The sequence below is a fragment of the Jeongeupia wiesaeckerbachi genome (assembly GCF_050916355.1).
GTDB lineage: Bacteria > Pseudomonadota > Gammaproteobacteria > Burkholderiales > Chitinibacteraceae > Jeongeupia > Jeongeupia wiesaeckerbachi.
The window spans coordinates 683,190-705,059 of the sequence record NZ_CP136946.1 but is presented as its reverse complement, the minus strand read 5'-3'; the positions used below and the strand labels follow the sequence as shown (position 1 = coordinate 705,059).

Genomic DNA, 21,870 nt, shown 5'->3' with positions numbered 1-21,870 from the left:
CGCGCAATCCCTTGTCTTTGTTGGCAAAAACGCCTGTCCCCGGGGGTGGATCTTCGCTAAACTACGGGCCGTTTTTTCTCGGGGAACAACATGGCGCTCTTGGAGATCCGCGATGTGGTCAAAACCTTCGGTGATTTCACCGCGGTGAACCACGTCAGCCTGTCGGTCGAGGCCGGCGAATTCTTCACGCTGCTCGGTCCGTCCGGCTGCGGCAAGACGACGTTGCTGCGCATGCTCGCGGGTTTCGAGCAGCCGGATTCGGGCCAGATCCTGCTCGACGGCCAGAACGTCGCCGGCGTTCCGCCGGAGAAACGGCCGGTGCATACGGTGTTCCAGAGCTATGCGCTGTTCCCGCATATGACGGTGGCACAGAACATCGCCTTCCCGCTGAAAATGGCCAAGGTGTCGCAGGCCGAGATCAAGTCGCGCGTCGACGAGGTGCTCGACGATGTGCGGCTGACCCAGTTCGCCACGCGCTTCCCGCACGAGCTGTCGGGCGGCCAGCGCCAGCGTGTCGCGATCGCCCGGGCGCTGGTCAACCGGCCGCGACTGCTGCTGCTCGACGAGCCGCTGTCGGCGCTCGACGCCAAGCTGCGCGAGGACATGCAGATCGAGCTGATCAATCTGCAGAAGGAAGTCGGCATCACCTTCGTCTATGTGACGCACGACCAGGGCGAGGCGCTGGCGCTGTCGCACCGGATCGCGGTGATGAACAAGGGCGAAGTGGCCCAGCTCGACGTCCCCGAGACGATCTACAGCTATCCGAACAGCCGCTTTGTCGCCGATTTCATCGGCCAGTGCAATCTGCTCGACGCGACCGTCGTCGGCATCGATGACGGCAAGATGAGGCTCGAGATCGCCGGCGTCGGCGTCGCCGAAGCACTGCCGGTGGCCGGGGCCAAGGTCGGCGACAAGGGTACGCTGACGCTGCGGCCGGAAAAAATCCGCCTCGGCGCGACGCTGCCGAAGGGCGACGAGCACGAGGTGCATTTCAAGGGCAAGGTCCACGACTGCCTGTTCCTCGGCGACGTGACGATCTACATCGTCGAGCTCGACAACGGCACGCTGGTCGAAACGATGTTGCCGAACGCCGCATCGGGCCGCGCGCGCTTCTTTGACGACGACGATCAGGTCGAACTGGCGTGGCGCTACGACGCCGGCCACTTCGTGCTGGCCTGAGCCGGAGCCGCACAATGCGCAACAACCGTCTCGCAAAGTGGCTGATTTCGGGCCCGCCGCTGCTCTACCTGCTGCTGTTCTTCGCGATTCCGTCGGCGATCATGGCCTTCGCCGCGTTCCGCTTCCCCGGCGACTATGGCGGCCTGCTGCCGCTGATGGACGTCAACCCGGATACCGGCAAGACCACGCTCTTGATCAACGCGAGCAACTACGCCGATTTCCTGACGCTGGAAAATTTCACCCGCTTCTTCCAGGAGCCGGTGTTCTTCGAGCTGTTCCTCAAGTCGTTCTGGTACGCCGGGCTGACGACGGTGATCTGCCTGGCGCTGGCGTATCCGCTGGCGTGGCTGATCGCGCGCAGTCCGAAGAAGCACCGTGACCTCTTGGTGCTGATGGTGATCCTGCCGTTCTGGAGCAACTTCCTGATCCGCGTCTACTCGTGGATGATCATCCTCGGGCCGCAGGGCTATTTCGCCAAGTCGATCAACGCCATCCTCGGCGTTGTCGGCATCGGTCCGGTGCAGCTCTTGTTCAGCCATTTCGCGGTGATTCTGGTGCTCGTTTACGTGCACCTGCCGTTCATGGTGCTGCCGCTGTACGCCAATCTCGAAAAGCACGACATGAATCTGCTCGACGCCGCGCAGGACCTCGGCGCCAACGCCTGGCAGCGCTTCTGGCGCATCACCTGGCCGCTGTCCTTGCCGGGTGTCTGGGCCGGCGCGGCGCTGGTGTTCATTCCGGCGCTCGGCATGTTCGCGGTGCCCGACCTCGTCGGCGGCACCGACGGCATCATGATCGGCAACCTGATCAAGCAGCAGTTCCTCGACAGCCGTGACTGGCCGTTCGGCTCGGTGCTGTCGATCATGCTGACGCTGGCGGTGCTGCTGCTCGCCGGTCTGGCCACGCTGATCGGCCGCGGAGGCAAGCGCAATGCACTCTAAACAATCGAAATGGCTGTGGGGCGCGGCGTCGCTCGTCTACCTCTTCCTCTACCTGCCGCTGATCATCGTCGTCGTCTACTCGTTCAACGACTCCAAGCTCAATGCCGAGTGGGTCGGGTTCACGTTCAAGTGGTACGAGATCCTGTTCAACGACGCGCAGATGCTCACCGCCGCGCGCAATACGCTGATCATCGGCCTCGTCACCTCGGTGTGCGCAACCGTGCTCGGCACGCTGGCCGGGCTGGCGATGTACAAGTACAAGCTGCGGCTGCTGCCGGTGCTGGTGCTGACGCCGATCGCGATTCCCGAAATCCTCATGGGCGTGTCGCTGCTGATCTTCTTCGTCATGCTCAACATGACGCTGGGGCTGGTGTCGATCGCGCTGTCGCACATTGCCTTCTGCATCGGTTTCGTCGCGATTGTCGTGCGCTCGCGTTTGCAGGGCATGGATGAGTCCTTGGTCGAGGCCGCGCGCGATCTCGGCGCGACGCCGGTGCAGGCGTTCCGGCTGGTGACGCTGCCCTTGATCATGCCCGGCATCATTGCCGGTGCGCTGATGGCGTTCACCTTGTCGATCGATGACTTTGTCATTACCTTCTTCACCGCCGGTGCCGGCGCGTCGACGCTGCCGCTGCAGATCTATTCGATGATCCGCATCGCGGTGACGCCGGAAGTGAACGCGATCTCGACGCTGCTGATGCTGCTGACGCTGGCCTTGATCGTCATCGCCAGCAAGGTTGCACCGGGCGCGATCAAGGCGCAGTCGTAAAGCATGGCCGAGCGCACGCACAATCCGCTCGAACTGCTGTGGGTGGATTTCTGCCCGGATTGATCCGACGTTCCCGCCCGCGGGCGGGGTTCTCCAAATGGCCGAGCCAGACGGGTCTCGGGCTTTAAAGGCGATGTGTTGATGAAAAAGCTGCTTCTTTCCCTTCTCCTTGCTTCCAGTGTTGCTGCTCATGCCGAGGGGGTCATGCACCTCTTCAACTGGAACAACGCCGTGTCGAGCGACACGATCAAGCGCTTCGAGGCCGAGTGCAAGTGCAAGGTGCAGGAGACCTATTACGGGTCGATGGAAGAAGCGCTCGCCAAGCTGACCGCCGGTGCCAAGGGCTTTGACGTGGTCGGCCCGTCGAACTACGGCATTCCGCCGCTGGCCAAGCTCGGCCTGCTGCAGCCGCTCGACAAGAGCAAGCTGCCGAACCTGAAGAACCTGAACCCGGCCTTTGCCAACACGCCGCTCGATCCGAACAACCAGTACTCGGCGCCGTACGATTTCACCGTGACCCTGGTTGGCTACAACGCCGACAAACTCAAGTCGCTCGGCGTCGACGCGAACAGCTGGGCGGTGGTGTTCGATCCGAAGATTCTCGCCAAGCTCAAGGGCAAGGTCACCGTGCTCGACGACCCGCGCGAAGTGATCGCCGCCGCGTTGCGCTATAACGGCTTCTCGGCCAACTCGCAAAAGCCCGAGGAGCTGCAGAAGGCCGTCGCGACGATCAAGGCGGCCAAGCCGTACTGGGCCGCGTTCAACAGCCAGAGCTATATCAAGGAACTGACGCTGGGCAATATCTGGGTCGCGCTCGGTTACTCGAACGACCTGTTCCAGGCCAAGCAGGATGCGGTCAAGGCCAAGCGAGCGTTCAAGATCGACTACACGCTGCAGAAGGAAGGCAACGGCATGACCGCCGACTCCTTCGTCATCCACAAGAACGCACCGCGCCCGGATCTGGCGCTGCAGTTCATCAACTTCATGCTCGACGGCAAGAACGCCGCCGGGATTACCAACAACGTCGGTGCCGGCAATCCGAACGCCGCGGCCAAGCCCTTTATCGACAAGGCGCTGCTGGCGGTGCCGGCGATCAATCCGGATGCGAACCAGGTCAAGCAGCTCGAGCAGCTGACCGATCTGAGCGCAGCGACCCGCCGGGCCTGGAACCGTGCTTGGACCGACATCAAGGTCGGCAACTGAGTCGTTGTAAAACGGGTGTCGCAAGCCCGGTCGTGACATTTGCAAACACGACGGCTTGCGGCATCATTTGCCTCGTCGACGCGGTACGGAAGTGCCGCGTTTTTTTCGGATCACACGGAAAAAACATGAAAAAACTGCTGCTGGGTTTGCTGCTGACCGCCGGTGTCGCTCAGGCTGATGACGTCCTCCACCTGTACAACTGGAACAACTACATCGCGCCGGAAACGGTGAAGCGCTTCGAGGCGGACTGCAAGTGCCGCGTCGTGCAGGATTACTACGGCGCGATGGAAGAAATGCTCGCCAAGCTCGCCGCCGGCGCCAAGGGCTACGACGTGATCGTGCCGACCGGCTTCGCGATCCAGCCGCTGGTGAAGCAGAACCTGCTGCAGCCGCTCGACAAGGCCAAGCTGCCGAACGCCAAGAACGTCAACGCCGCCTTCCTGAACAGCAGCTACGACAAGGGCAACCAGTACTCGCTGCCGTATTCGTTCACGACGACGCTGGTCGGCTACAACGACGCGCGGCTCAAGGAAGCCGGTGTCGACCCGAGCTCGTGGTCGGTGATTTTCGATCCGAAGGTGCTCGCCAAGATCAAGGGCAAGGTCACCGTGCTCGACGACAGCCGCGAGGTGTTCGCCGCCGCGCTGATGTACAACGGTTTCTCGGCCAATTCGGTCAAGCCCGACGAGCTGAAAAAGGCCACCGCAACGATCAAGGCCGCCAAGCCGTACTGGGCCGCGTTCAACAGCCAGAGCTACATCAAGGAACTGACGCTGGGCAATATCTGGGTCGCGCTCGGCTATTCGAGCGACATGTTCCAGGCGGCGCAGGATGCCAAGGCCGCGAAGCGTCCGTTCGGCGTCGCCTACACGCTGCAAAAGGAAGGCAACACGCTGTCGGTCGACAATATGGTGATCCCGAAGAGCGCGCCGCGCCCGGATCTGGCGCTGAAGTTCGTCAACTTCATGCTCGACGGCAAGAATGCGGCCGAGCTGACCAATATGGTCGGCACCGGCAACCCGAACGCCGCTGCGGCGCCGTTCGTGAAGCCGGAAATCAAGAAGATCAGCGCGGTCTTCCCCGACGCGAACGCCATCAAGAAGCTGCAACAGCTCAACGCGCTCGAAGGCAAGCAGCTGCGTGACCTGAACCGGCTGTGGACCGAAGTGAAAACGTCCAAATAAGGAGCCAACCGGGGCGAGGTGACTCGCCCCGTTTTCATCCATGCGCTTTCCGCCGATCAGCTATCTCGCGAACCACGTTTCGCAATCGCGCGTCTCGCAGTATTTCTTCTACTGTTACCTGCTCGTCATCCTGACGATCAGCTTCTATCCGCTCACCGGCTGGCGCTATACCGGCGAGCCGATTTTCGCCTTCTACACCTATCCGCTGCCGTATTACTTCACGCTGTTCGACAACCTCGTCAACGTGCTGGCCTACGTGCCGCTCGGCGTTGCCGTTGGCCTGATGGCGCGGCGGCGCTGGTACGCGTGGCCACTGGCGGCGCTGATCGGCACCTTGCTGTCCGGCTCGGTCGAGTTCGTCCAGCAGTTCCTGCCCGACCGGGTGGCGTCGAATCTCGACATGCTCAGCAACGGCTTCGGCGCCTGCATCGGCGGCGTGTTGTCGCTGATCATCGCCAACCGCCGCTGGCAGCGGGCGTGGCAGGTGTTCCGCCACAGCCACCTGGCCGACAGCACGCTGGCCGAATGGGGGCTGGTCTGGCTGGGCCTGTGGTTCATCACCCAGTTCGATCCGTCGGTGCCGTTTCTCGGCGTCGTCGTTGCACCACGCGGGATTCCGCAGCCGTTCGACTCACCGCTGGCCGATCCGGCGCTGTTCCTGTCGCTGCTCGAGGCCGGCGGCATGATGCTGCACCTCGTCGGTGTCGCGCTGTTCGTTTCGGTGCTGGTCAAACATGTGCGCGAGGTGCCGGCGGCCATCCGCCTGACCTTGCTCGCCGGCCTCGTCGTCAAACTGACCTTCGCCGGCATGCTGCTGCAACCGGCGCAGTTCTTCGCCTGGATCAACCGCAACATCGTCATCGGCGGTGCCGTCGGCGTACTGCTGTTATGGGGGCTGTGGCAGTTGCACCGCCGGTTGCGGGCGATGGTCGGTGCGCTGGCACTGGCCGCGGCGGTGGCGGTCGGCTGGCTCTGGCCTTTGAGTCCGCAGCTGTCGGCGACGCTGCCGCTGTTCCGCTGGAACTACGGCCACCTGATGCACTTCAACGGTCTGGCCTCGGTGATCGGCGACGTCTGGCCCTATGGTGCGGTGCTGATCCTGCTGTGGGCAGCACTGAGCATGGCCAACTCGGGCGAGCACTGGTCATAAAAAAGCCGCGGCATGCCGCGGCTTTTTTATGCAACCCGTTCAGGGTTTGATCTGTAGCTCGACCGCCGGATTGGCGAACAGTGCACCGGCGCGCAGCTTGTCGTACATCGCCGGATCGCGCCATTCGTTGCGAACCTGTTCCGAGAACACGATGTCGCCCAGCGCGATGTCGCCCATGCGCGGGTTGTAGGCGTCGTCGCGGAAAGCCTGCGCGTAGCCGGTGTCGGTTTCGTGGGCGATCACCGAGTGCAGCAGCACATCGCCTTCGCCATTGGCCATCGTCGTCTGCTTGAGCAGCGCGTCGATGACGACGAAAAACAACCGGGCGAACTGCTCGGCCGACGGCGACACCGGCAGCGAAATCCACCGCGCAGAGAAGGTCTTGCACAGTCCGATGTAGTCGGGATCGTCCTTGTCCCAGAAACAGATCGCGTGGTCGAACGCGTCGATCACGTCCTTGATCGTGCCCTTCATCAGGCCGAAGTCGTACACCATCTGGCCGTGATCGAGCGCGTGCGCTTCCAGCAGCACTTCGACCTTGTAGCTATGGCCATGGATAGACCGCCGGCAACGGTCGGACGAACAGTTGCGCACGATATGCGCGTTTTCGAACTTGAACAGCTTGCGAATCAGCATCTTGATTAACCGAGTAACTAACTCGGGTTTTATCAGAAGCGCCGTCGAGCGGCAAGGTGAATGCCGGCATCACGGCAGTGGGAGACATCTGAATGCGTTAAGGCAATACCACTTGGCCACAGCGTGTCGGCAGCGCATTTGCGGATTCGCTGCCGGATGAGTATTTCAATGAATGGAAATAATCGTAAGTTTATTGAAAAAAACCACACTGGAGCGCCTGTTGCAGTCTTCCAAAATAGCCTGCTGTTGATCGGAGATGAACGGTCGCGGTGTGGCGTAGAGGACGCCGACTACCAAGTCGTGCGATGAAAAACTACAAGCGTATTGAAGGGCGCCTTGGTGATCGGTCATTGTTGCCGGTGAAATTGCGTATGCATATCAGCCATTTGTGGAAGATTTATGAATCGACCAGGTAACGGGCAAAGTTTCGGTTTGTAGTGAAACGGCTGGCGCCGCTAGGCGTATTACATGCCGTTCAACCCGCCGCCGGGCGGTGCCTTGACAGCTTGGGCGGGTTCGCGAGTAATCAAGCTTCGCCATGCATGGGCTCGGAATTACTACGGGTCTGGCAATGCCTTCCTTGAGTTTTCTTACTCAAATATAACGGCAGTGGCGTTCACGGCTAATACCACTTGTTGGCCTGAACAAAACCAATAACGAGGAGACGCTTTCCATGTCCCGTTTTAACCGTTTTACCCTGGCTGCCATCCCGGCCGCGCTGTTCGCAGTGCATGCCTTTGCCGCCTACCCGGTCTGGCAGGAAGGCCAGACCTACACCGCCGGCACCTATGTGTCGTACAGCGGCAATGATTACCAGGCGCTGGTCACCCACACCGCCTATGTCGGTGCCAACTGGAACCCGGCTGCGAGCCCGACGTTGTGGAAGCTGATCGGTGCCAGCACCGGTACGCCGAGCCCGACGCCGACCGCTGCGCCGACCCCGGCGCCGACGCCCGCACCGACTCCGGCCCCGACGCCTGCGCCGACCCCGGCACCGACGCCAACCCCGACTGCAACGCCGACCCCGGCGCCGACGCCGAGCGGTTGTGCAGCATGGTCGAACAGCGCGGTCTACACCGCTGGCCAGTGCGTGAGCTACAACGGCGCGACCTACAAGGCCAAGTGGTGGACGCAGAACAATATCCCGGGCGCTGACCAGTACGGCCCGTGGGAACTGCAAGGCAACGTAACGCCGACCCCGGCTCCGACTCCGGCTCCGACGCCTGCACCGACGCCTGCACCGACCCCGGCTCCGACCCCAGCTCCGACTCCGACGCCTGCACCGACCCCGGCCCCGACGCCTGCACCGACCCCGGCCCCGACGCCTGCACCGACTCCGGCTCCGACCCCGGCTCCGACCCCGGCTCCGACCCCGGCTCCGACCCCGGCTCCGACTCCGGCTCCGACGCCTGCACCGACCCCGAGCGGTCAGGAAGCCTGCCGTCCGGACGGTCTGGTGACTTCGGTCGCCAACGTGCCGTACTGCACCGTCTACGACACCAACGGCCGCGAAATCCTGCCGAATGGCCTGAAGCGCCGCATCATCGGTTACTTCACCAACTGGCGTACCGGCAAGAACGGTCTGCCGGCCTACCTCGCGTCCGACATTCCTTGGAACGACATCACCCACATCAACTACGCGTTTGCGCACGTAGACGGCAGCAACAAGGTTTCGGTCAATGCCAGCGCTGCCGGCAACGAATCGACCGGCATGGTATGGGACGGTTCCGACGGCAAGCCGGCAGTTGCGGGCGCCGAAATGGATCCGAGCCTGCCGTACAAGGGCCACTTCAACCAGCTGAACAAGTTCAAGAAGCAGCACCCTGGCGTGAAGACCCTGGTGTCGATCGGCGGTTGGGCTGAAACCGGTGGCTACTTCGCCGCCGACGGCAGCCGTGTCGCCTCGGGTGGCTTCTACACCATGACGACCAACGCGGACGGTTCGGTCAACCAGGCCGGCATCAACACCTTCGCCGACTCGGTCGTTGCCTTCCTGCGCCAGTACAGCTTCGATGGCGCGGATATCGACTACGAATATCCGACCACGATGGACAAGGCCGGCAACCCGCTCGACTGGAGCGTGTCGAGCCCGCGTCTGAAGGGTCTGCAAGCCTCGTACCGCGCGCTGCTGGAAACACTGCGCACCAAGCTCGACCAGGCTGCAGTGGCGGACGGCAAGTACTACATGCTGACCATCGCGTCGCCGTCGTCGGCTTACCTGCTGCGTGGCATGGAGTCGTTCCAGGCCGTGAAGAGCCTCGACTACGTCAACATGATGACGTATGACCTGCACGGCGCATGGAACGAGTTTGTCGGTCCGAACGCTGCGCTGTTCGACGACGGCAAGGATGCCGAACTCGCCAAGTGGTCGGTGTACAGCTCGGCACAGTACGGTGGCATCGGCTACCTGAACACCGACTGGGCTTACCACTACTTCCGCGGCGCGCTGCCGGGTGGCCGTATCAACGCCGGTGTGCCGTACTACACCCGCGGCCACAAGGACGTGACCGGTGGTACCAACGGCCTGTGGGGCACGTCGCCGAAGTCGAGCAACTGCGGTCCGGGCCTGACCGAGTGCGGTCTGGGTGCGGTCGGTATCGACAACATCTGGCACGACAAGGATCAGAACGGCAACGAGATGGGCGCCGGTTCGAACCCGATGTGGCACGCCAAGAACCTGGAGAACGGTATTGCCGGCGATTACCTGCCGCAGTTCGGCCTGAAGGCGACCGACTTCGTGGGTAGCTATGCCCGCAACTACGACGCGACCCTGGTGGCGCCGTGGCTGTGGAACGCCAGCAAGAAGGTCTTCATCTCGACCGAGGACGAGCAATCGATCCAGAAGAAGGCCGAGTGGGTGATCAACAACGGCGTTGGCGGTCTGATGATCTGGGAATTTGCTGGCGACTACGCGTATGACGCCAACAAGACCAATCTGAACGGCACCAAGGGTCAGTACGTTCCGGGCTCGACGCTGACGAAGCTGATGGCGACCAACTTCCGCAATGCTTCGCCGTACGGCAACAAGCGCGCGAAGACTGCCATGCCGGCTCAACAGATCGATCTGAAGTTCGACCTGACCAACTTCAAGCTGGGTGACCAGAACTACCCGATCAACCCGTACCTGAGCATCACCAACAACACCGGTGCAACGCTGCCGGGCGGTACCGTGATCGAGTTCGACTACCCAGTGGCCGCGCCGAACAATATGGCCGACCAGTCGGGTGCAGGTCTGAAGGTCGTGTCGTCGGAACATACCGGCAACAACATCGGCGGCTTCAAGGGCGACTTCCACCACGTCAAGTTCTCGACCCCGAGCTGGCAGACCGTTGCCCCGGGTGCGAAGATCGACATCACCCTGAACTACTACCTGCCGATCTCCGGCCCGTCGAACTATGTCGTGACCATCGGCGGCAAGACCTACGCAGTGAAGCAGGAATATCCGACGCTGCCGGCAGGCACGATCCAGTAACAAGTATCCTGTTGTAGACCTTGAACGGGCAGGCCTTCGGGCTTGCCCGTTTTTTTTTGTCGTCGCCCGGTGCAGTTTTGGTGAAAAACAGAAATATTACTGAAGGTATGATTTACGAATTTACTAATATTGTTGCGACGCAGCATAAAATGACAGGGTTAGTCATCGCAATCGGAGCACACCATGGAAACCAAGCTGAATACCCTGTTCGACCTTGCCACATTGCACAGCGCGCTCGACGCCGCAGGGCCCGCGCTGATCCAGCAATACGACGGCCATAGCCGTCTGTGCACGTCGCTGCAGGACAGTGGTGAAACGCCGGAAGGCAATGTCGGCTGAGGCGTCTGCTGCGCCTGTCCTGCCCCTTGCGGGCAGGACGTCAGTGTCGCGATATCGGCAGGAATGGGAGGCTCGATCCCGCTGAATCGGGACTAAGCGACGAACGGTCGGCCGAAAAGCCGGCCGTTCAGCCCAGCAGTGTCGGCGCCGCGCCGCCGTCGATGGCCACCTTGCCGCTACGCAGCGTTGGCGGCGGCGTGATGCCCATCGAGACATAGACGCTGGTGAGCTTGTCGACGCCGATATTGGCCGGCCTGATCCAGTCTGCCGGCACGTACAGCAGGCCGCCGCCGATGGGCACCGGCGCCGTCGGTACCAGCACCGCGTGATACAGCCGGCCATCGAGATCGACCGGCTCGGGGTTCGGCATCAGCGCCAGTACCGCGACGCCATCACCGCCAAAGAAGCACCAGACCGGGCTCATCGCGCCGATGTCGGCTTCCTGTTTCTGGTCGAGCAGGCCGACAAAACGGTCGGCCAGATTGTAGAGGCTGCCGAACAGCGGAATCCGCCGCAGCGTCAGGTCTACCAGCTTGGCCAGCGGTTTCTTCAGCCCCGACTGCACGGCGACGCCCAGCGGGTAGATCGCGACGATCAGCAGCAGCGTGCCGGCCACGTAGGCGAGGTAGGGGTTGTCGACCAGTTGCAGGCCGATGGCCGAGAACATCCGGCCGATCAGGCTGCCGGGGCCGATATAGCTGTTGAGCAGGCTGACGACCCAGCCGAGCAGCGTCAGCGTCAGGGCCAGCGGCAGCAGGGCCAGCAGGCCGGCCAGCCAGGTGGTGAGAATCGATTTGGCGCTACGCTTGATCATGGGATTCGGCAGAAAGTAAACGGAGGCTCAACGCAGCCACAGGGTCAGCAGCAGGCCGGCGAGCAGGGCGGCAATGGTACCCAGCAGCCAGTTGCGTTTCTTCTGTTCCCACATCAGCCCCTGATAGCCGGTAACCATCAGCTCGACGTGGTTGGTGCTGGCGAGTTCGTTCAGCTTGCGTGGCAACGTCGGCAGCATCGCCGCCCACTGCGGCGCTTCGTGCTTCAGGTTGCGTACCAGCGCGCGCCAGCCGATCTGCTCGTTCATCCAGCGTTCCAGAAACGGCTTGGCCGTGTCCCACAGATCGAGATCGGGGTCGAGCTGACGGCCGAGGCCTTCGATATTCAGCAGCGTTTTCTGCAGCAGCACCAGTTGCGGCTGGATTTCGACGTTGAAGCGGCGGCTGGTTTCGAACAGCCGCAGCAGCACCTGACCGAAGGAGATCTGCGAAATCGGCTTGTCGAAGATCGGCTCGCACACGGTACGCACCGCGGCCTCGAGTTCCTCGACGCGGGTGCCCGCGGGCACCCAGCCCGATTCGATATGCGCGCTGGCGACACGGCGGTAATCGCGGTTGAAGAAGGCGAGGAAGTTGATCGCCAGATACTGCTTGTCAACATCGGACAGGTTGCCGACGATGCCGAAATCGAGCGCGATATAGCGGTTGTCGGCGGCGACGAAGATGTTGCCCGGGTGCATGTCGGCGTGGAAAAAGCCGTCGCGGAAGACCTGAGTGAAGAAAATCTCCACGCCGTAGCGGCCGAGCTTCTTCAGGTCGATGCCGGCGTCGCGCAGCGCATCGATCTGGCTGATCGGCGTGCCGTCCATCCATTCGAGCGTCAGCACCTCGCGACTGGTCCAGTCGTAGAACACCTCGGGCACGATCAGCTGGGTCGAACCCAGGAAGTTGCGCCGCAGCTGGCTGGCGTTGCCGGCTTCGATCATCAGGTCGAGTTCGTCGTGCAGATACTTGTCGAACTCGGCGACGACTTCCTTCGGCCGCAGGCGCTTGCCGTCGGCGAACAGTCGCTCGACCAGGCCGGCCATCACCCGCATCAGCGCCAGATCGGATTCGATCACCGGCAGGATATCGGGCCGCAACACCTTGACCGCGACGGCGCGGCCGTTTGGCAGCATGGCGCGGTGGACCTGGGCGATCGACGCGCTGGCGACCGGCGTGCGGTCGAACTCGGCGTACAGCACGTTCAGCGGCTGGCCGAGACCGGCTTCGATGACCGCGACGGCGGTATCACCGGAAAACGGCGGCACACGGTCCTGCAACAGCGCGAGTTCGTCGGCGAGATCGGTCGGCAGCAGGTCGCGGCGTGTCGACAGTACCTGGCCGAACTTGACGAAAATCGGCCCGAGGTCCTCCAGCGCCAGCCGCAGCCGTTCGCCGCGCGGCCGGTCGAGCTTGCGCCAGAAGCACACGCCATTGATCAGCTTGCGCAGACCATGGACGCGCTCGTGGCCAAGCAGGAATTCATCGAGTCCGTACTGGAGCACGACCCGGGCAATCTTGATCAGACGTAGCAGGCGCATTATTTCTTGGCGAGCCTTTGATCGAGCTGGGCATCGAGCAGGGCGAGGCGTTTTTCCAGCCGCGCGACGTCGTCGCGCAGCGTATCGACCGCGGTGAAATGGGGCTGGGCGTCACGCTTGTGCGCCAGCAGCGGCGCTTCGTCGCGCCAGTATTCGATCAGGTGCACCGCCATGCGTGCGCCGATGGCGCCGGGCACACCGCCGACCTTGCCGGCGAGCCAGACGATGCGCCGTCCGGCGACGTCGCCGACGAAGGACGACAGCGAGTCGGCGGCGTCCCAGCGCAGCTGCCCGAGCGCGCGGCCGATGCCGGCGGCCAGCTGGACGTCGCCGTCGAGCTGCAACTGCCGCTGCGCCGCGGTGCGGTCGAACGGCAGTGCGGCAAAGAAGCGCAACCCGAGTGTCAGTGTTGCTTCGGCTGGGGCGGTGCTGGCGGCAAAGCGGCCGGCTTCGATCGCCAGCGTGGCCTGAATGACCGGAAATACTAGCCTGATCACCCGGCCGTCGAAACGCGCCAGCTCGGCACGCGCCGCGGCGTCGTGGTCGAACAGGCGGTTGAGCAGGCCTGCGAGCATCAGAACTTGTAGCCCTTGTGCAGCGCGACGATGCCGGCGCTCATATTGTGGTACTCGACCCGGCCGAAACCGACGTCCTGCATCAGCGTCTTCAGTGTTTCCTGATCCGGATGCATCCGGATCGACTCGGCCAGATACTGATAGGACTCGGCGTCGTTGGTGATCAGCTTGCCCATCAGCGGCAGCAGCTTGAACGAGTACAGGTCGTACACCGGCTTGACCGGCGCCCATACCTTGGAAAACTCGAGCACCAGCAAGCGGCCGCCGGGCTTGAGCACGCGGTGCATCTCGGCCAGCGCCTTGTCCTTGTGCGTCATGTTGCGCAGGCCGAAGGCGACCGAAACGATGTCGAAGTAATTGTCCGGAAACGGCAGTTTCTCGGCATCGCACTGCGCGGTCGGCACGGCGAAGCCGGCGTCGAGCAGGCGGTCGCGGCCGACGCCGAGCATCGAGCTGTTGATGTCGGTCAGCCAGACCTGGCCTTCCTTGCCGACCTTCTTGGCGAAGGCCTTCGACAGGTCGCCGGTGCCGCCGGCGATGTCGAGCACCTTGTTGCCGCGTCGTGCGCCGCTGGTCTCGATGGTGAAGAACTTCCAGGCGCGGTGCAGGCCGGCGCTCATCAGGTCGTTCATCACGTCGTACTTCTGCGCGACCGAGTGGAAGACCTCGGCGACCTTTTGCGCCTTGTCCGATTCGTTGACGGTCTTGTAGCCGAAATGCGTTTGCTGCTCAGTCATAAATCACCCGGTATCAGTATCAGTCTTGCGGATCGCGGTGCGCGCTGTGTGGTGGCGTCTGGCTCGCGGCATCCGATTGCTCGCGGCGGCCACCGCTGGCGGCGAGCTGGTCGAGATAGGTTTGCCACAGCCGGGCCTGATCGCGGCCGAGTTCGTACAGCCAGTCCCACGAGTACAGGCCGCTATCGTGGCCGTCGTCGAACACCAGCTTGACCGCGTAGTTGCCGACCGGCTCGATTGCGACGATGTTGACGTCGCGTTTGCCGACCTGCAGCACCGGATTGCCGTGGCCACGGACTTCGGCGCTCGGCGAGTGGACGCGCAGGTATTCGCACGGCAGCGAAAACGCCGAGCCGTCGTCGAAGGCGATGTCGAGCACGCGGCGGCCCTGATGCAGGGTCAGCGCGGTCGGTTGCGGCGTGTGGGCTTGGAGTCCGGCCATGAGGAAGGGGTGTCTGGGAACAGATTGCAATGATAACGCGAGCGGGTGCGGGGCGTCGCGTCCGAAGCGGCTTGCAAAATGCGTCAGGGCCTGGAGACTTGTAATATTAAATTCACATGAAGGCATTACGCTCGCCACAAACCACGCAATGCCATTGGGAACAAATCATGCCTGCGAATATCCTGCTCGTCGAAGACGAACCTGCCATCCAGGAGCTGATTGCCTTCAATCTGACTCAGGCCGGCCACCACGTGATGCGCGCCGATTCGGTCGAGGGGGCGATGGGCATCGTTCGCAATGCGCTGCCCGACCTGATCCTGCTCGACTGGATGCTGCCGGGCATGTCCGGCATCGACTTCGCCAAGAAGCTGCGCGCCGAAGAGCGGACCAAAACGATTCCGCTGATCATGCTGACCGCGCGCTCGGATGAGCAGGACAAGATCGTCGGCCTCGAAACCGGCGCCGACGACTACATCACCAAGCCGTTTTCGCCGCGTGAACTGCAGGCGCGGATCAAGGCGGTGCTGCGCCGCCGTTCGCCGCAGGTGACCGACGACGTTGTCGAGGTTCAAGGGTTGCGGCTCGATCCGACCACGCACCGCGTCACCGGTCACGGCAAGCCGCTCGATCTGGGGCCGACCGAATTCCGGCTGCTGCACTTCTTCATGACCCACGCGGAGCGCGTGCACTCGCGTGCACAACTGCTCGACCAGGTCTGGGGCGACCATGTCTTCGTCGAGGAGCGCACCGTCGACGTGCACATCCGTCGCTTGCGCTCGGCGCTCGAATCGTCCGGTTTCGACGCGCTGATCCAGACCGTGCGCGGCACCGGCTATCGATTCTCCGCGCAGCAATAAGCGCATTTCTTCATCCGGTCGTAAAGATTTGGCATCGCCGCAGCCCGGCGGGGGTGCCACAATCGCCCACGATCCTTCGCGAGACGCGCTTGGCGCTGAATATGATGCTCTGGCTGCGTTCCCTGATTTACTACCTCTCGGTGGCGCTGATCGCGCTGTTCATCGGCGCGGTCGCCGGCACCGAATGGGGGTTGATTTTCGCGCTCGTCGTGGTCGCGTGCTCGGCGCTGTTCCACCTCTACAACCTGGGCCGGCTGCACCGCTGGTTGCAGGACCCGCATGTCGATCGGGTGCCGGCCAGCTTCCTGCTGTGGCAGGACCTGTTCGACAAACTCTACGATCAGGTGCGGCTGCAGAAGAAGCAGCAGGAGCGGCTGGCGGCGACGCTGGAGCGCTTTACCAGCGCCGGCGAGGCGTTGCCCGACGGCGTGCTGATCCTCGACGAGCACGACCGGATCGAATGGTGCAATCAGGCCGCGACCCAGCATCTCGGCATCGACCGCGTCGCCGACGTCTGGCAGGTGATCACCAATATCATCCGCCAGCCGGGGTTGCGCGAGTACCTGAAAAGCCAGGACTTCGCCCACCCGCTGATGCTGCGGCTGACCAGGCCGGTCGATCAGGTGCTGACGGTGCAGATGGTGCCGTTCGATTCGACGCGCAAGCTCTTGCTGAGCCGCGACATCACCCAGCTCGACCGGATCCAGACCGTGCACCGCGACTTCATCGCCAATGTCTCGCACGAGCTGCGCACGCCCTTGACTGTCGTCGGCGGCTTCATCGAAACCATGATCGACATGCCCGACGTCGACGCGGCGACGCGCAACAAGCATCTCGAACTGATGTACGACCAGACGCAGCGGATGCAGCGGCTGGTCGACGACCTGTTGACGCTCTCGAGGCTCGAGAACGGCATGCAGATGAAAGAGGAAGAGGTCGATGTGCCGCAGCTGATGCGGCTGCTGGCGGTCGAGGCCGAAGGGCTGTCGCAGGGCCGGCATACGGTGGCGATCGGCACCATCATGCCGGCGCGGCTGATCGGCAACCACGACGAGCTGCACTCGGCGTTCGGCAACCTCGTTTCGAACGCGATCCGCTATACGCCGGCCGGCGGCACGATCACCCTGCACTGGCGCATCGACAACGGTCAGCCGGTGTTTGCGGTCCAGGACACCGGCATCGGCATCGCCCCGGAACACGTGCCGCGGCTGACCGAGCGCTTCTACCGCGTCGACCGCGGCCGCTCGCGCTCCACCGGCGGCACCGGGCTCGGGCTGGCGATCGTCAAGCACATCCTGCAGCGCCATCAGGCACAGATGGCGATCCAGTCCAGACTCGGTCAGGGCAGCGAATTCGCCGTCCGTTTCCCGATGCAGCGGCTGCTTGCCGAGGTCTGAGCGAGGTTGCACCCAGCTCGGCGTCGGTGGATTTCTGGCACAATCGAGTGGAGCCCGCAATCCGGGCACTTTGCCCCAGCGCAAGGTCCAACCCATGCCGCAGTCAGATAATGTCCGCTGACGCTACCCCGGCATGCCGGCGCTGGCGGCCTTCTCTTCATCCACGAGTATGAGGTTCACGTCATGAGCAAACTTGCTGCCATCAAGCCCTTCGGTCAACGTATCTGGCTGGACAATCTGTCCCGCGGCCTGCTGAAGTCCGGCGCCCTGCAGAAACTGATCGACGACGACGGCATTGCTGGCGTGACGTCGAATCCGGCCATTTTCTACAAGTCGATCTCGTCCGACCCGCTCTACGCTGGCGATCTGGCCGAGCTGAAGCAGCAGGATCTGAGCGCCGAACAGCGCTACGAAGCGCTGGTGGTGCCGGACATCCGGGCAACGTGCGACCTGACCCGTCCGCTGTACGACAATTCCAAGGGCCTCGACGGCTATGTCAGCCTCGAAGTCTCGCCGCATCTGGCCAATGACGCGCTCGGCACCATCGCCGCCGCCAAGCGCCTGTGGGCCGCGATCGACCGCCCGAACGCGATGATCAAGGTTCCGGCGACCCACGCCGGCGTGCTGGCGTTCGAGCAACTGATCGCCGCCGGCATCAACGTCAACATCACGCTGATGTTCAGCCTCAAGCAGACCGACGACGTGCTGACCGCCTATATCCGCGGTCTGGAAGCGCGTGCCGCCGCCGGCCTGCCGGTCGACCACGTCCAGGCTGTGGCCTCGGTGTTCCTGTCGCGCGTCGACGTGCTGCTCGACAAAAAGCTCGAAGCCATCGGCACGCCGGAAGCGCTGGCGCTGCGCGGCAAGAGCGCGATCGCCTTCGTCAAGGTCGCCTACCAGCACTACAAGCAGCTGTTCCACGGCACCCGTTTCGACAAGCTCAAGGCACTCGGCGCGCATCCGCAGCGGCTGCTGTGGGCGTCGACCGGCACCAAGAACCCGGCGTACTCGGACGTGCTCTATGTTGAGGAGCTGATCGGCGCCGAAACCGTCAACACCGTGCCGGATGCGACGCTGGATGCCTTCCGCGACCACGGCGTTGCTGCCGACCGCCTCGACACCAAGATCGATGACGCGGTGCAGACGCTGGCGGCGCTGCGCAAGCTCGACATCGACTTCAACCAGATCGGCGAGCAGCTGCAGTCCGAAGGGCTGAAGCTGTTTGACGATGCATTCGACAAGCTGCTCGAACTGACCGCTTGATCGCTGCGGTCTGATCGGAAAAAGCCAGCCTGCGGGCTGGCTTTTTTTTGGTCGCTGGCCGCCTGAACAGGAGAACACCATGGCACAGAACATCTACGACACGCCGGGCTTCTTTGCCGGCTACAGCCAGCTAGCCCGCTCGGTGCACGGGCTCGATGGCGCGCCGGAATGGCCCGCATTGCAGGCGATGCTGCCCGATCTGCGGGGGCTCAGGGTGCTGGATCTGGGGTGTGGTTTCGGCTGGTTTTGCCGTTGGGCCAGCGAGCATGGCGCGGCCGACGTGCTGGGCGTCGATGTCTCGGCCAGGATGCTGGCCAAGGCCGAGGCCATGACCGCCGCCGAGGCCGCGATCCACTATCAGCGCGCCGGTTTCGAGACGCTGACGCTGGCCGAGGCCGGCTTTGACTTTGCCTACAGCTCGCTGGCGCTGCACTACCTCGACGATCTGGCCGGCTTGCTCGCCAAACTTCACCGTGCGCTGGTGCCTGGCGGCAAGCTGGTGTTTTCGGTCGAGCATCCGATCTATATGGCGCCAACGAAGCCGGCTTGGGTCATCGACGCCGCGGGCCGAAAAACCTGGCCGGTCGACGGCTATGCGATCGAAGGCCGGCGGACGACCGACTGGCTGGCCGACGGTGTGATTAAGTATCACCGCACCATCGGCACCTGGCTGCGCCTGCTGCGGCTGCACGGCTTCACGCTGCTGGACCTCGACGAGTGGGCGCCGAGCGATGCGCAGCTTGCGGCGATGCCGGCGCTGGCCGAAGAACGTGAACGGCCGATGCTGCTGCTGATCGCCGTGCAGCGCGGCGGCGCTTAAAGCGCGTCTTCCATCCCCAGTTCCTGGATCTTGCGCGTCAGCGTATTGCGGCCCCAGCCGAGCAGTTCGGCGGCTTCGATGCGCTTGCCGCCGGTGTGCGTCAGCGCCTGCACGATGACGGTGCGCTCGAACGCCGGGACGATGTCGTCGAGCACGCGCGCATCGCCGCGCGCCAGCCGCAAGGCGATCTCCTGCGCCAGTAGCCGGCGCCAGTCGCCACTGACCGCTGCTTCGGTTTCGGTGTCACCGTCGAACAGCTCGGGCGGCAGGTCGTTGACGGTGACGACGGCAGCGGGTGCCATCACGGTGATCCAGTGACAGAGATTTTCGAGCTGGCGGACGTTGCCCGGGAAGGTGAAGCTGCCGAGCCTGGCCATCGCGTCGTCGGCAAGCCGCTTGGCTTCGACGCCGAGTTCGGACGCCGAGCGGCCGAGGAAATAGCGGGTGAGTAGTGGAATGTCCTCGCGCCGTTCGCGCAGCGCGGGCAGGCGCAGCCGGATCACGTTGAGCCGGTGGTAGAGGTCCTCGCGGAACGCGCCATCCTTGACCCGGGTTTCGAGATTCTGGTGCGTGGCGGCAATGACGCGGACGTTGGCCTTGATCGGTGAATGGCCGCCGACACGGTAGAAAAAGCCGTCCGACAGCACGCGCAGCAAGCGCGTCTGCAGATCGAACGGCATATCGCCGATTTCATCGAGGAACAGCGTGCCGCCCTCGGCCTGCTCGAAGCGGCCGGTCCGGCGCGCGTCGGCGCCGGTGAATGCCCCGCGCTCGTGGCCGAACAGTTCGGATTCGAGCAGGTCTTTCGGAATTGCCGCCGAGTTGATCGCGATAAAGGGCTTGGCTGCGCGCGGGCTGTGACGGTGCAGCGCGCGGGCGACGAGTTCCTTGCCCGAGCCCGATTCGCCGGTGATCAGCACCGTCGCCGCCGACTGGCTCAGCCGGCCGATCGCGCGGAATACGTCCTGCATCGCCGGGGCCTGGCCGAGGATGTCCGGCGTGGCCGCCGGCACCACGTCCTCGCCGAGCTGGCGTTCGCCTTCCTCGATCGCGCGGCGGATCAGTGCGACCGCAGCGTCGATGTCGAACGGTTTGGGCAGATATTCGAACGCGCCGCCCTGAAAGGCCGAGACGGCGCTTTCGAGGTCCGAGTGCGCGGTCATGATGATGACCGGCAGGCCGGGGTGCTCGGCCTTGACGCGTTCGAGGAAGGTCAGCCCCGATTCGCCGGGCATGCGGATGTCGCTGACGATGGCCGCCGGGGTCGAGCGCGACAGCGCGTCGATCGCCTCGGTGGCCGAGCTGAACGTGGCATGGTCGATGCCGTCGCGCGTCAGCGCCTTTTCAAAAACCCAGCGAATCGAACGGTCGTCGTCGATGATCCAGACGGTGCTCACGGTGTGCTCCCTTGGAGGGTTCGAGCCGACTGCCAGCCATTCAATGGCAGCAGTAGCGTAAAGCAGGTATCGCCGGGGCGACTGTCGAATTCGATGCTGCCGTGGTGCTGGTTGACGAAGGTGTGCGCCAGATGCAGGCCGATGCCGGTGCCGCCGGGGCGGCCGGACACCAGCGGGTAGAACAGCGTGTCCTTCAGCGCCTCGGGAATGCCGGGGCCGTTGTCCTCGATCTGTACCTGGATCGCCAGCGGGAAGCGTTTGCGGTTCAGCGTCACCTGGCGCGCGATCCGGGTGCGCAAGACGATCTCGCCGACGCCGGCCATCGCCTGCACCGCATTGCGCACGATGTTGAGCAGCGCCTGGATCAGCTGTTCGCGGTCGCCGATCAGGCTAGGCAGGCTGGTGTCGTAGTCGCGGCGCACCGCCAGGCCGTTCGGCGTTTCGGCGAGCACGACGCTGCGCACGCGCTCGAGCACTTCGTGGATCGACAGCTCGGACAGCTGCGGCAGCCGGTGCGGCGTCAGCAGCCGGTCGAGCAGGCTTTGCAGCCGCTGCGATTCCTCGATGATGACCTGGGTGTATTCCCGCAGATGCGGATTCGGCAGCTCGGCCGACAAGAGCTGCGCCGCGCCGCGGATGCCGCCGAGCGGGTTCTTGATCTCGTGCGCGAGGTTGCGGATCAGCTCGCGGTTGGCCTGTTGCTGCGCCTGCAAGCGTTCTTCGTTGGCGATACGGCGCTGCTGGTCGATCTGGCGGATTTCGACCAGCGCCAGCGTGTCGCCAGCCAGCTCGATCGGCGCGGCGTTCAGCGTCACGTAGGCGTCGCCGTGCGTGACCGGCAGCAGCAGCTCGTACTCGGTGATGCTGACGTTTTTGGCCAGCGCGGTGCCGACGGCGGCGGCGACGGCGCTCGCCGGCGACAGGCAGGCGGCCAGCGGCAGGCCGATCTGTTCGCCCTTCAGGCCGAGCAGATCGTCTGCGGCAGGATTGAAGTACACCAGCGCACCGTCGCTGGAGACGGCAAGCACCGCCGCTTCCAGGTAATCGAGGCCGCAAAAATGAGGGTCGTGCATGCTGGACACCGTGGCATGGATGACATGCTGTCGTTAAGCAATTACCGGGCCAGCGAGAAGCGACACGGAATGCACGGCGA

20 protein-coding genes are annotated in these 21,870 nt (G+C 63.6%); 12 read left to right on the top strand and 8 right to left on the bottom strand.

Going from position 1 to position 21,870, the window contains the following annotated elements; genetic code table 11:
- Positions 1–90: 90 nt before the first annotated feature.
- From R0382_RS03455 to R0382_RS03430, 6 genes are all read left to right on the top strand, one after another.
- Positions 91–1,179 carry an ABC transporter ATP-binding protein gene (locus R0382_RS03455; protein ID WP_432722341.1) on the top strand — a complete coding sequence of 363 codons (1,089 nt, stop codon included), beginning with the start codon at positions 91–93 and terminating at the stop codon, positions 1,177–1,179.
- A gap of 14 nt (positions 1,180–1,193) precedes the next feature.
- A complete protein-coding gene (locus tag R0382_RS03450; RefSeq protein ID WP_432722339.1) occupies positions 1,194–2,120 on the top strand; it encodes an ABC transporter permease in 927 nt (308 codons plus the stop codon).
- Entirely contained in the window at positions 2,110–2,889 is a 780-nt protein-coding gene (locus R0382_RS03445; protein WP_203538049.1) for an ABC transporter permease, read from the top strand. The genes R0382_RS03450 and R0382_RS03445 overlap by 11 nt, the downstream gene beginning before the upstream one ends.
- A gap of 204 nt (positions 2,890–3,093) precedes the next feature.
- The gene (locus tag R0382_RS03440; protein WP_432722337.1) at positions 3,094–4,092 is read left to right on the top strand and encodes a polyamine ABC transporter substrate-binding protein; all 999 of its coding nucleotides are present in this window, start codon (positions 3,094–3,096) and stop codon (positions 4,090–4,092) included.
- Positions 4,093–4,217: 125 nt separating this feature from the next.
- Positions 4,218–5,276, top strand: coding sequence for a polyamine ABC transporter substrate-binding protein (locus tag R0382_RS03435; RefSeq protein WP_432722335.1), 1,059 nt, complete (start codon positions 4,218–4,220; stop codon positions 5,274–5,276).
- A gap of 40 nt (positions 5,277–5,316) precedes the next feature.
- Positions 5,317–6,426 (top strand): VanZ family protein, encoded by a 1,110-nt coding sequence (locus R0382_RS03430; RefSeq protein WP_432722333.1) that lies wholly within the window; start codon positions 5,317–5,319, stop codon positions 6,424–6,426.
- 39 nt (positions 6,427–6,465) lie between these two features.
- On the opposite strand, the gene R0382_RS03425 is transcribed toward R0382_RS03430, so the two are convergent.
- The gene (locus R0382_RS03425; protein ID WP_432722332.1) at positions 6,466–7,062 is read right to left on the bottom strand and encodes a 6-pyruvoyl trahydropterin synthase family protein; all 597 of its coding nucleotides are present in this window, start codon (positions 7,060–7,062) and stop codon (positions 6,466–6,468) included.
- Between the two features lie 673 nt (positions 7,063–7,735).
- Here R0382_RS03425 and R0382_RS03420 point away from each other — a divergent pair.
- Positions 7,736–10,534, top strand: coding sequence for a chitinase C-terminal domain-containing protein (locus R0382_RS03420; protein ID WP_432722330.1), 2,799 nt, complete (start codon positions 7,736–7,738; stop codon positions 10,532–10,534).
- A gap of 183 nt (positions 10,535–10,717) precedes the next feature.
- A complete protein-coding gene (locus R0382_RS03415; protein WP_432722327.1) occupies positions 10,718–10,873 on the top strand; it encodes a hypothetical protein in 156 nt (51 codons plus the stop codon).
- Positions 10,874–11,000: 127 nt separating this feature from the next.
- On the opposite strand, the gene R0382_RS03410 is transcribed toward R0382_RS03415, so the two are convergent.
- Genes R0382_RS03410 through R0382_RS03390 form a run of 5 tightly spaced genes read right to left on the bottom strand, consistent with a single transcriptional unit; the run spans position 11,001 to position 14,983 of the window.
- Positions 11,001–11,687 (bottom strand): DUF502 domain-containing protein, encoded by a 687-nt coding sequence (locus R0382_RS03410; RefSeq protein WP_432722326.1) that lies wholly within the window; start codon positions 11,685–11,687, stop codon positions 11,001–11,003.
- Positions 11,688–11,714: 27 nt separating this feature from the next.
- Positions 11,715–13,229 (bottom strand): ubiquinone biosynthesis regulatory protein kinase UbiB, encoded by a 1,515-nt coding sequence (ubiB, locus tag R0382_RS03405; protein WP_432722324.1) that lies wholly within the window; start codon positions 13,227–13,229, stop codon positions 11,715–11,717.
- Positions 13,229–13,804, bottom strand: coding sequence for a ubiquinone biosynthesis accessory factor UbiJ (locus R0382_RS03400; RefSeq protein WP_432722323.1), 576 nt, complete (start codon positions 13,802–13,804; stop codon positions 13,229–13,231). The genes ubiB and R0382_RS03400 overlap by 1 nt, the downstream gene beginning before the upstream one ends.
- Entirely contained in the window at positions 13,804–14,541 is a 738-nt protein-coding gene (ubiE, locus tag R0382_RS03395) for a bifunctional demethylmenaquinone methyltransferase/2-methoxy-6-polyprenyl-1,4-benzoquinol methylase UbiE (protein WP_432722322.1), read from the bottom strand. The genes R0382_RS03400 and ubiE overlap by 1 nt, the downstream gene beginning before the upstream one ends.
- Positions 14,542–14,560: 19 nt before the next feature.
- Positions 14,561–14,983 carry a gamma-butyrobetaine hydroxylase-like domain-containing protein gene (locus R0382_RS03390; protein ID WP_432722320.1) on the bottom strand — a complete coding sequence of 141 codons (423 nt, stop codon included), beginning with the start codon at positions 14,981–14,983 and terminating at the stop codon, positions 14,561–14,563.
- A 167-nt stretch (positions 14,984–15,150) separates the two neighbouring features.
- Between R0382_RS03390 and phoB the strand changes: the two genes are divergently transcribed.
- The 4 genes from phoB (at position 15,151) to R0382_RS03370 (ending at position 19,320) form a co-directional block, all read left to right on the top strand.
- On the top strand, positions 15,151–15,840 hold the full coding sequence (gene phoB / locus R0382_RS03385) for a phosphate regulon transcriptional regulator PhoB (protein ID WP_432722318.1): 690 nt from the start codon (positions 15,151–15,153) through the stop codon (positions 15,838–15,840).
- Between the two features lie 101 nt (positions 15,841–15,941).
- The gene (gene phoR, locus R0382_RS03380; protein WP_432722316.1) at positions 15,942–17,237 is read left to right on the top strand and encodes a phosphate regulon sensor histidine kinase PhoR; all 1,296 of its coding nucleotides are present in this window, start codon (positions 15,942–15,944) and stop codon (positions 17,235–17,237) included.
- Positions 17,238–17,420: 183 nt separating this feature from the next.
- Positions 17,421–18,500 carry a transaldolase gene (gene tal, locus R0382_RS03375; protein ID WP_432722314.1) on the top strand — a complete coding sequence of 360 codons (1,080 nt, stop codon included), beginning with the start codon at positions 17,421–17,423 and terminating at the stop codon, positions 18,498–18,500.
- A 79-nt stretch (positions 18,501–18,579) separates the two neighbouring features.
- A complete protein-coding gene (locus tag R0382_RS03370; RefSeq protein WP_432722312.1) occupies positions 18,580–19,320 on the top strand; it encodes a class I SAM-dependent methyltransferase in 741 nt (246 codons plus the stop codon).
- Here R0382_RS03370 and ntrC read toward each other — a convergent pair.
- Together ntrC and glnL are read right to left on the bottom strand one after the other, a co-directional pair.
- Positions 19,317–20,717, bottom strand: a complete 1,401-nt coding sequence (gene ntrC / locus R0382_RS03365) for a nitrogen regulation protein NR(I) (RefSeq protein ID WP_432722310.1) — start codon at positions 20,715–20,717, stop codon at positions 19,317–19,319. The genes R0382_RS03370 and ntrC overlap by 4 nt on opposite strands.
- Complete coding sequence (gene glnL, locus R0382_RS03360) at positions 20,714–21,790, bottom strand: nitrogen regulation protein NR(II) (protein WP_432722309.1); 1,077 nt, start codon at positions 21,788–21,790, stop codon at positions 20,714–20,716. The genes ntrC and glnL overlap by 4 nt, the downstream gene beginning before the upstream one ends.
- Positions 21,791–21,870: the final 80 nt, after the last annotated feature.

Coding starts and splice junctions, on each gene's coding strand:
- R0382_RS03390 (WP_432722320.1), bottom strand. CDS start 14,983: ATGGCCGGACTCCAAGCCCACACGCCGCAACCGACCGCGCTGACCCTG.
- R0382_RS03455 (WP_432722341.1), top strand. CDS start 91: ATGGCGCTCTTGGAGATCCGCGATGTGGTCAAAACCTTCGGTGATTTC.
- R0382_RS03420 (WP_432722330.1), top strand. CDS start 7,736: ATGTCCCGTTTTAACCGTTTTACCCTGGCTGCCATCCCGGCCGCGCTG.
- glnL (WP_432722309.1), bottom strand. CDS start 21,790: ATGCACGACCCTCATTTTTGCGGCCTCGATTACCTGGAAGCGGCGGTG.
- R0382_RS03450 (WP_432722339.1), top strand. CDS start 1,194: ATGCGCAACAACCGTCTCGCAAAGTGGCTGATTTCGGGCCCGCCGCTG.
- R0382_RS03415 (WP_432722327.1), top strand. CDS start 10,718: ATGGAAACCAAGCTGAATACCCTGTTCGACCTTGCCACATTGCACAGC.
- ubiE (WP_432722322.1), bottom strand. CDS start 14,541: ATGACTGAGCAGCAAACGCATTTCGGCTACAAGACCGTCAACGAATCG.
- R0382_RS03370 (WP_432722312.1), top strand. CDS start 18,580: ATGGCACAGAACATCTACGACACGCCGGGCTTCTTTGCCGGCTACAGC.
- ubiB (WP_432722324.1), bottom strand. CDS start 13,229: ATGCGCCTGCTACGTCTGATCAAGATTGCCCGGGTCGTGCTCCAGTAC.
- R0382_RS03430 (WP_432722333.1), top strand. CDS start 5,317: ATGCGCTTTCCGCCGATCAGCTATCTCGCGAACCACGTTTCGCAATCG.
- R0382_RS03435 (WP_432722335.1), top strand. CDS start 4,218: ATGAAAAAACTGCTGCTGGGTTTGCTGCTGACCGCCGGTGTCGCTCAG.
- R0382_RS03425 (WP_432722332.1), bottom strand. CDS start 7,062: ATGCTGATTCGCAAGCTGTTCAAGTTCGAAAACGCGCATATCGTGCGC.
- tal (WP_432722314.1), top strand. CDS start 17,421: ATGAGCAAACTTGCTGCCATCAAGCCCTTCGGTCAACGTATCTGGCTG.
- phoR (WP_432722316.1), top strand. CDS start 15,942: ATGATGCTCTGGCTGCGTTCCCTGATTTACTACCTCTCGGTGGCGCTG.
- R0382_RS03445 (WP_203538049.1), top strand. CDS start 2,110: ATGCACTCTAAACAATCGAAATGGCTGTGGGGCGCGGCGTCGCTCGTC.
- R0382_RS03440 (WP_432722337.1), top strand. CDS start 3,094: ATGCACCTCTTCAACTGGAACAACGCCGTGTCGAGCGACACGATCAAG.
- R0382_RS03400 (WP_432722323.1), bottom strand. CDS start 13,804: ATGCTCGCAGGCCTGCTCAACCGCCTGTTCGACCACGACGCCGCGGCG.
- phoB (WP_432722318.1), top strand. CDS start 15,151: ATGCCTGCGAATATCCTGCTCGTCGAAGACGAACCTGCCATCCAGGAG.
- R0382_RS03410 (WP_432722326.1), bottom strand. CDS start 11,687: ATGATCAAGCGTAGCGCCAAATCGATTCTCACCACCTGGCTGGCCGGC.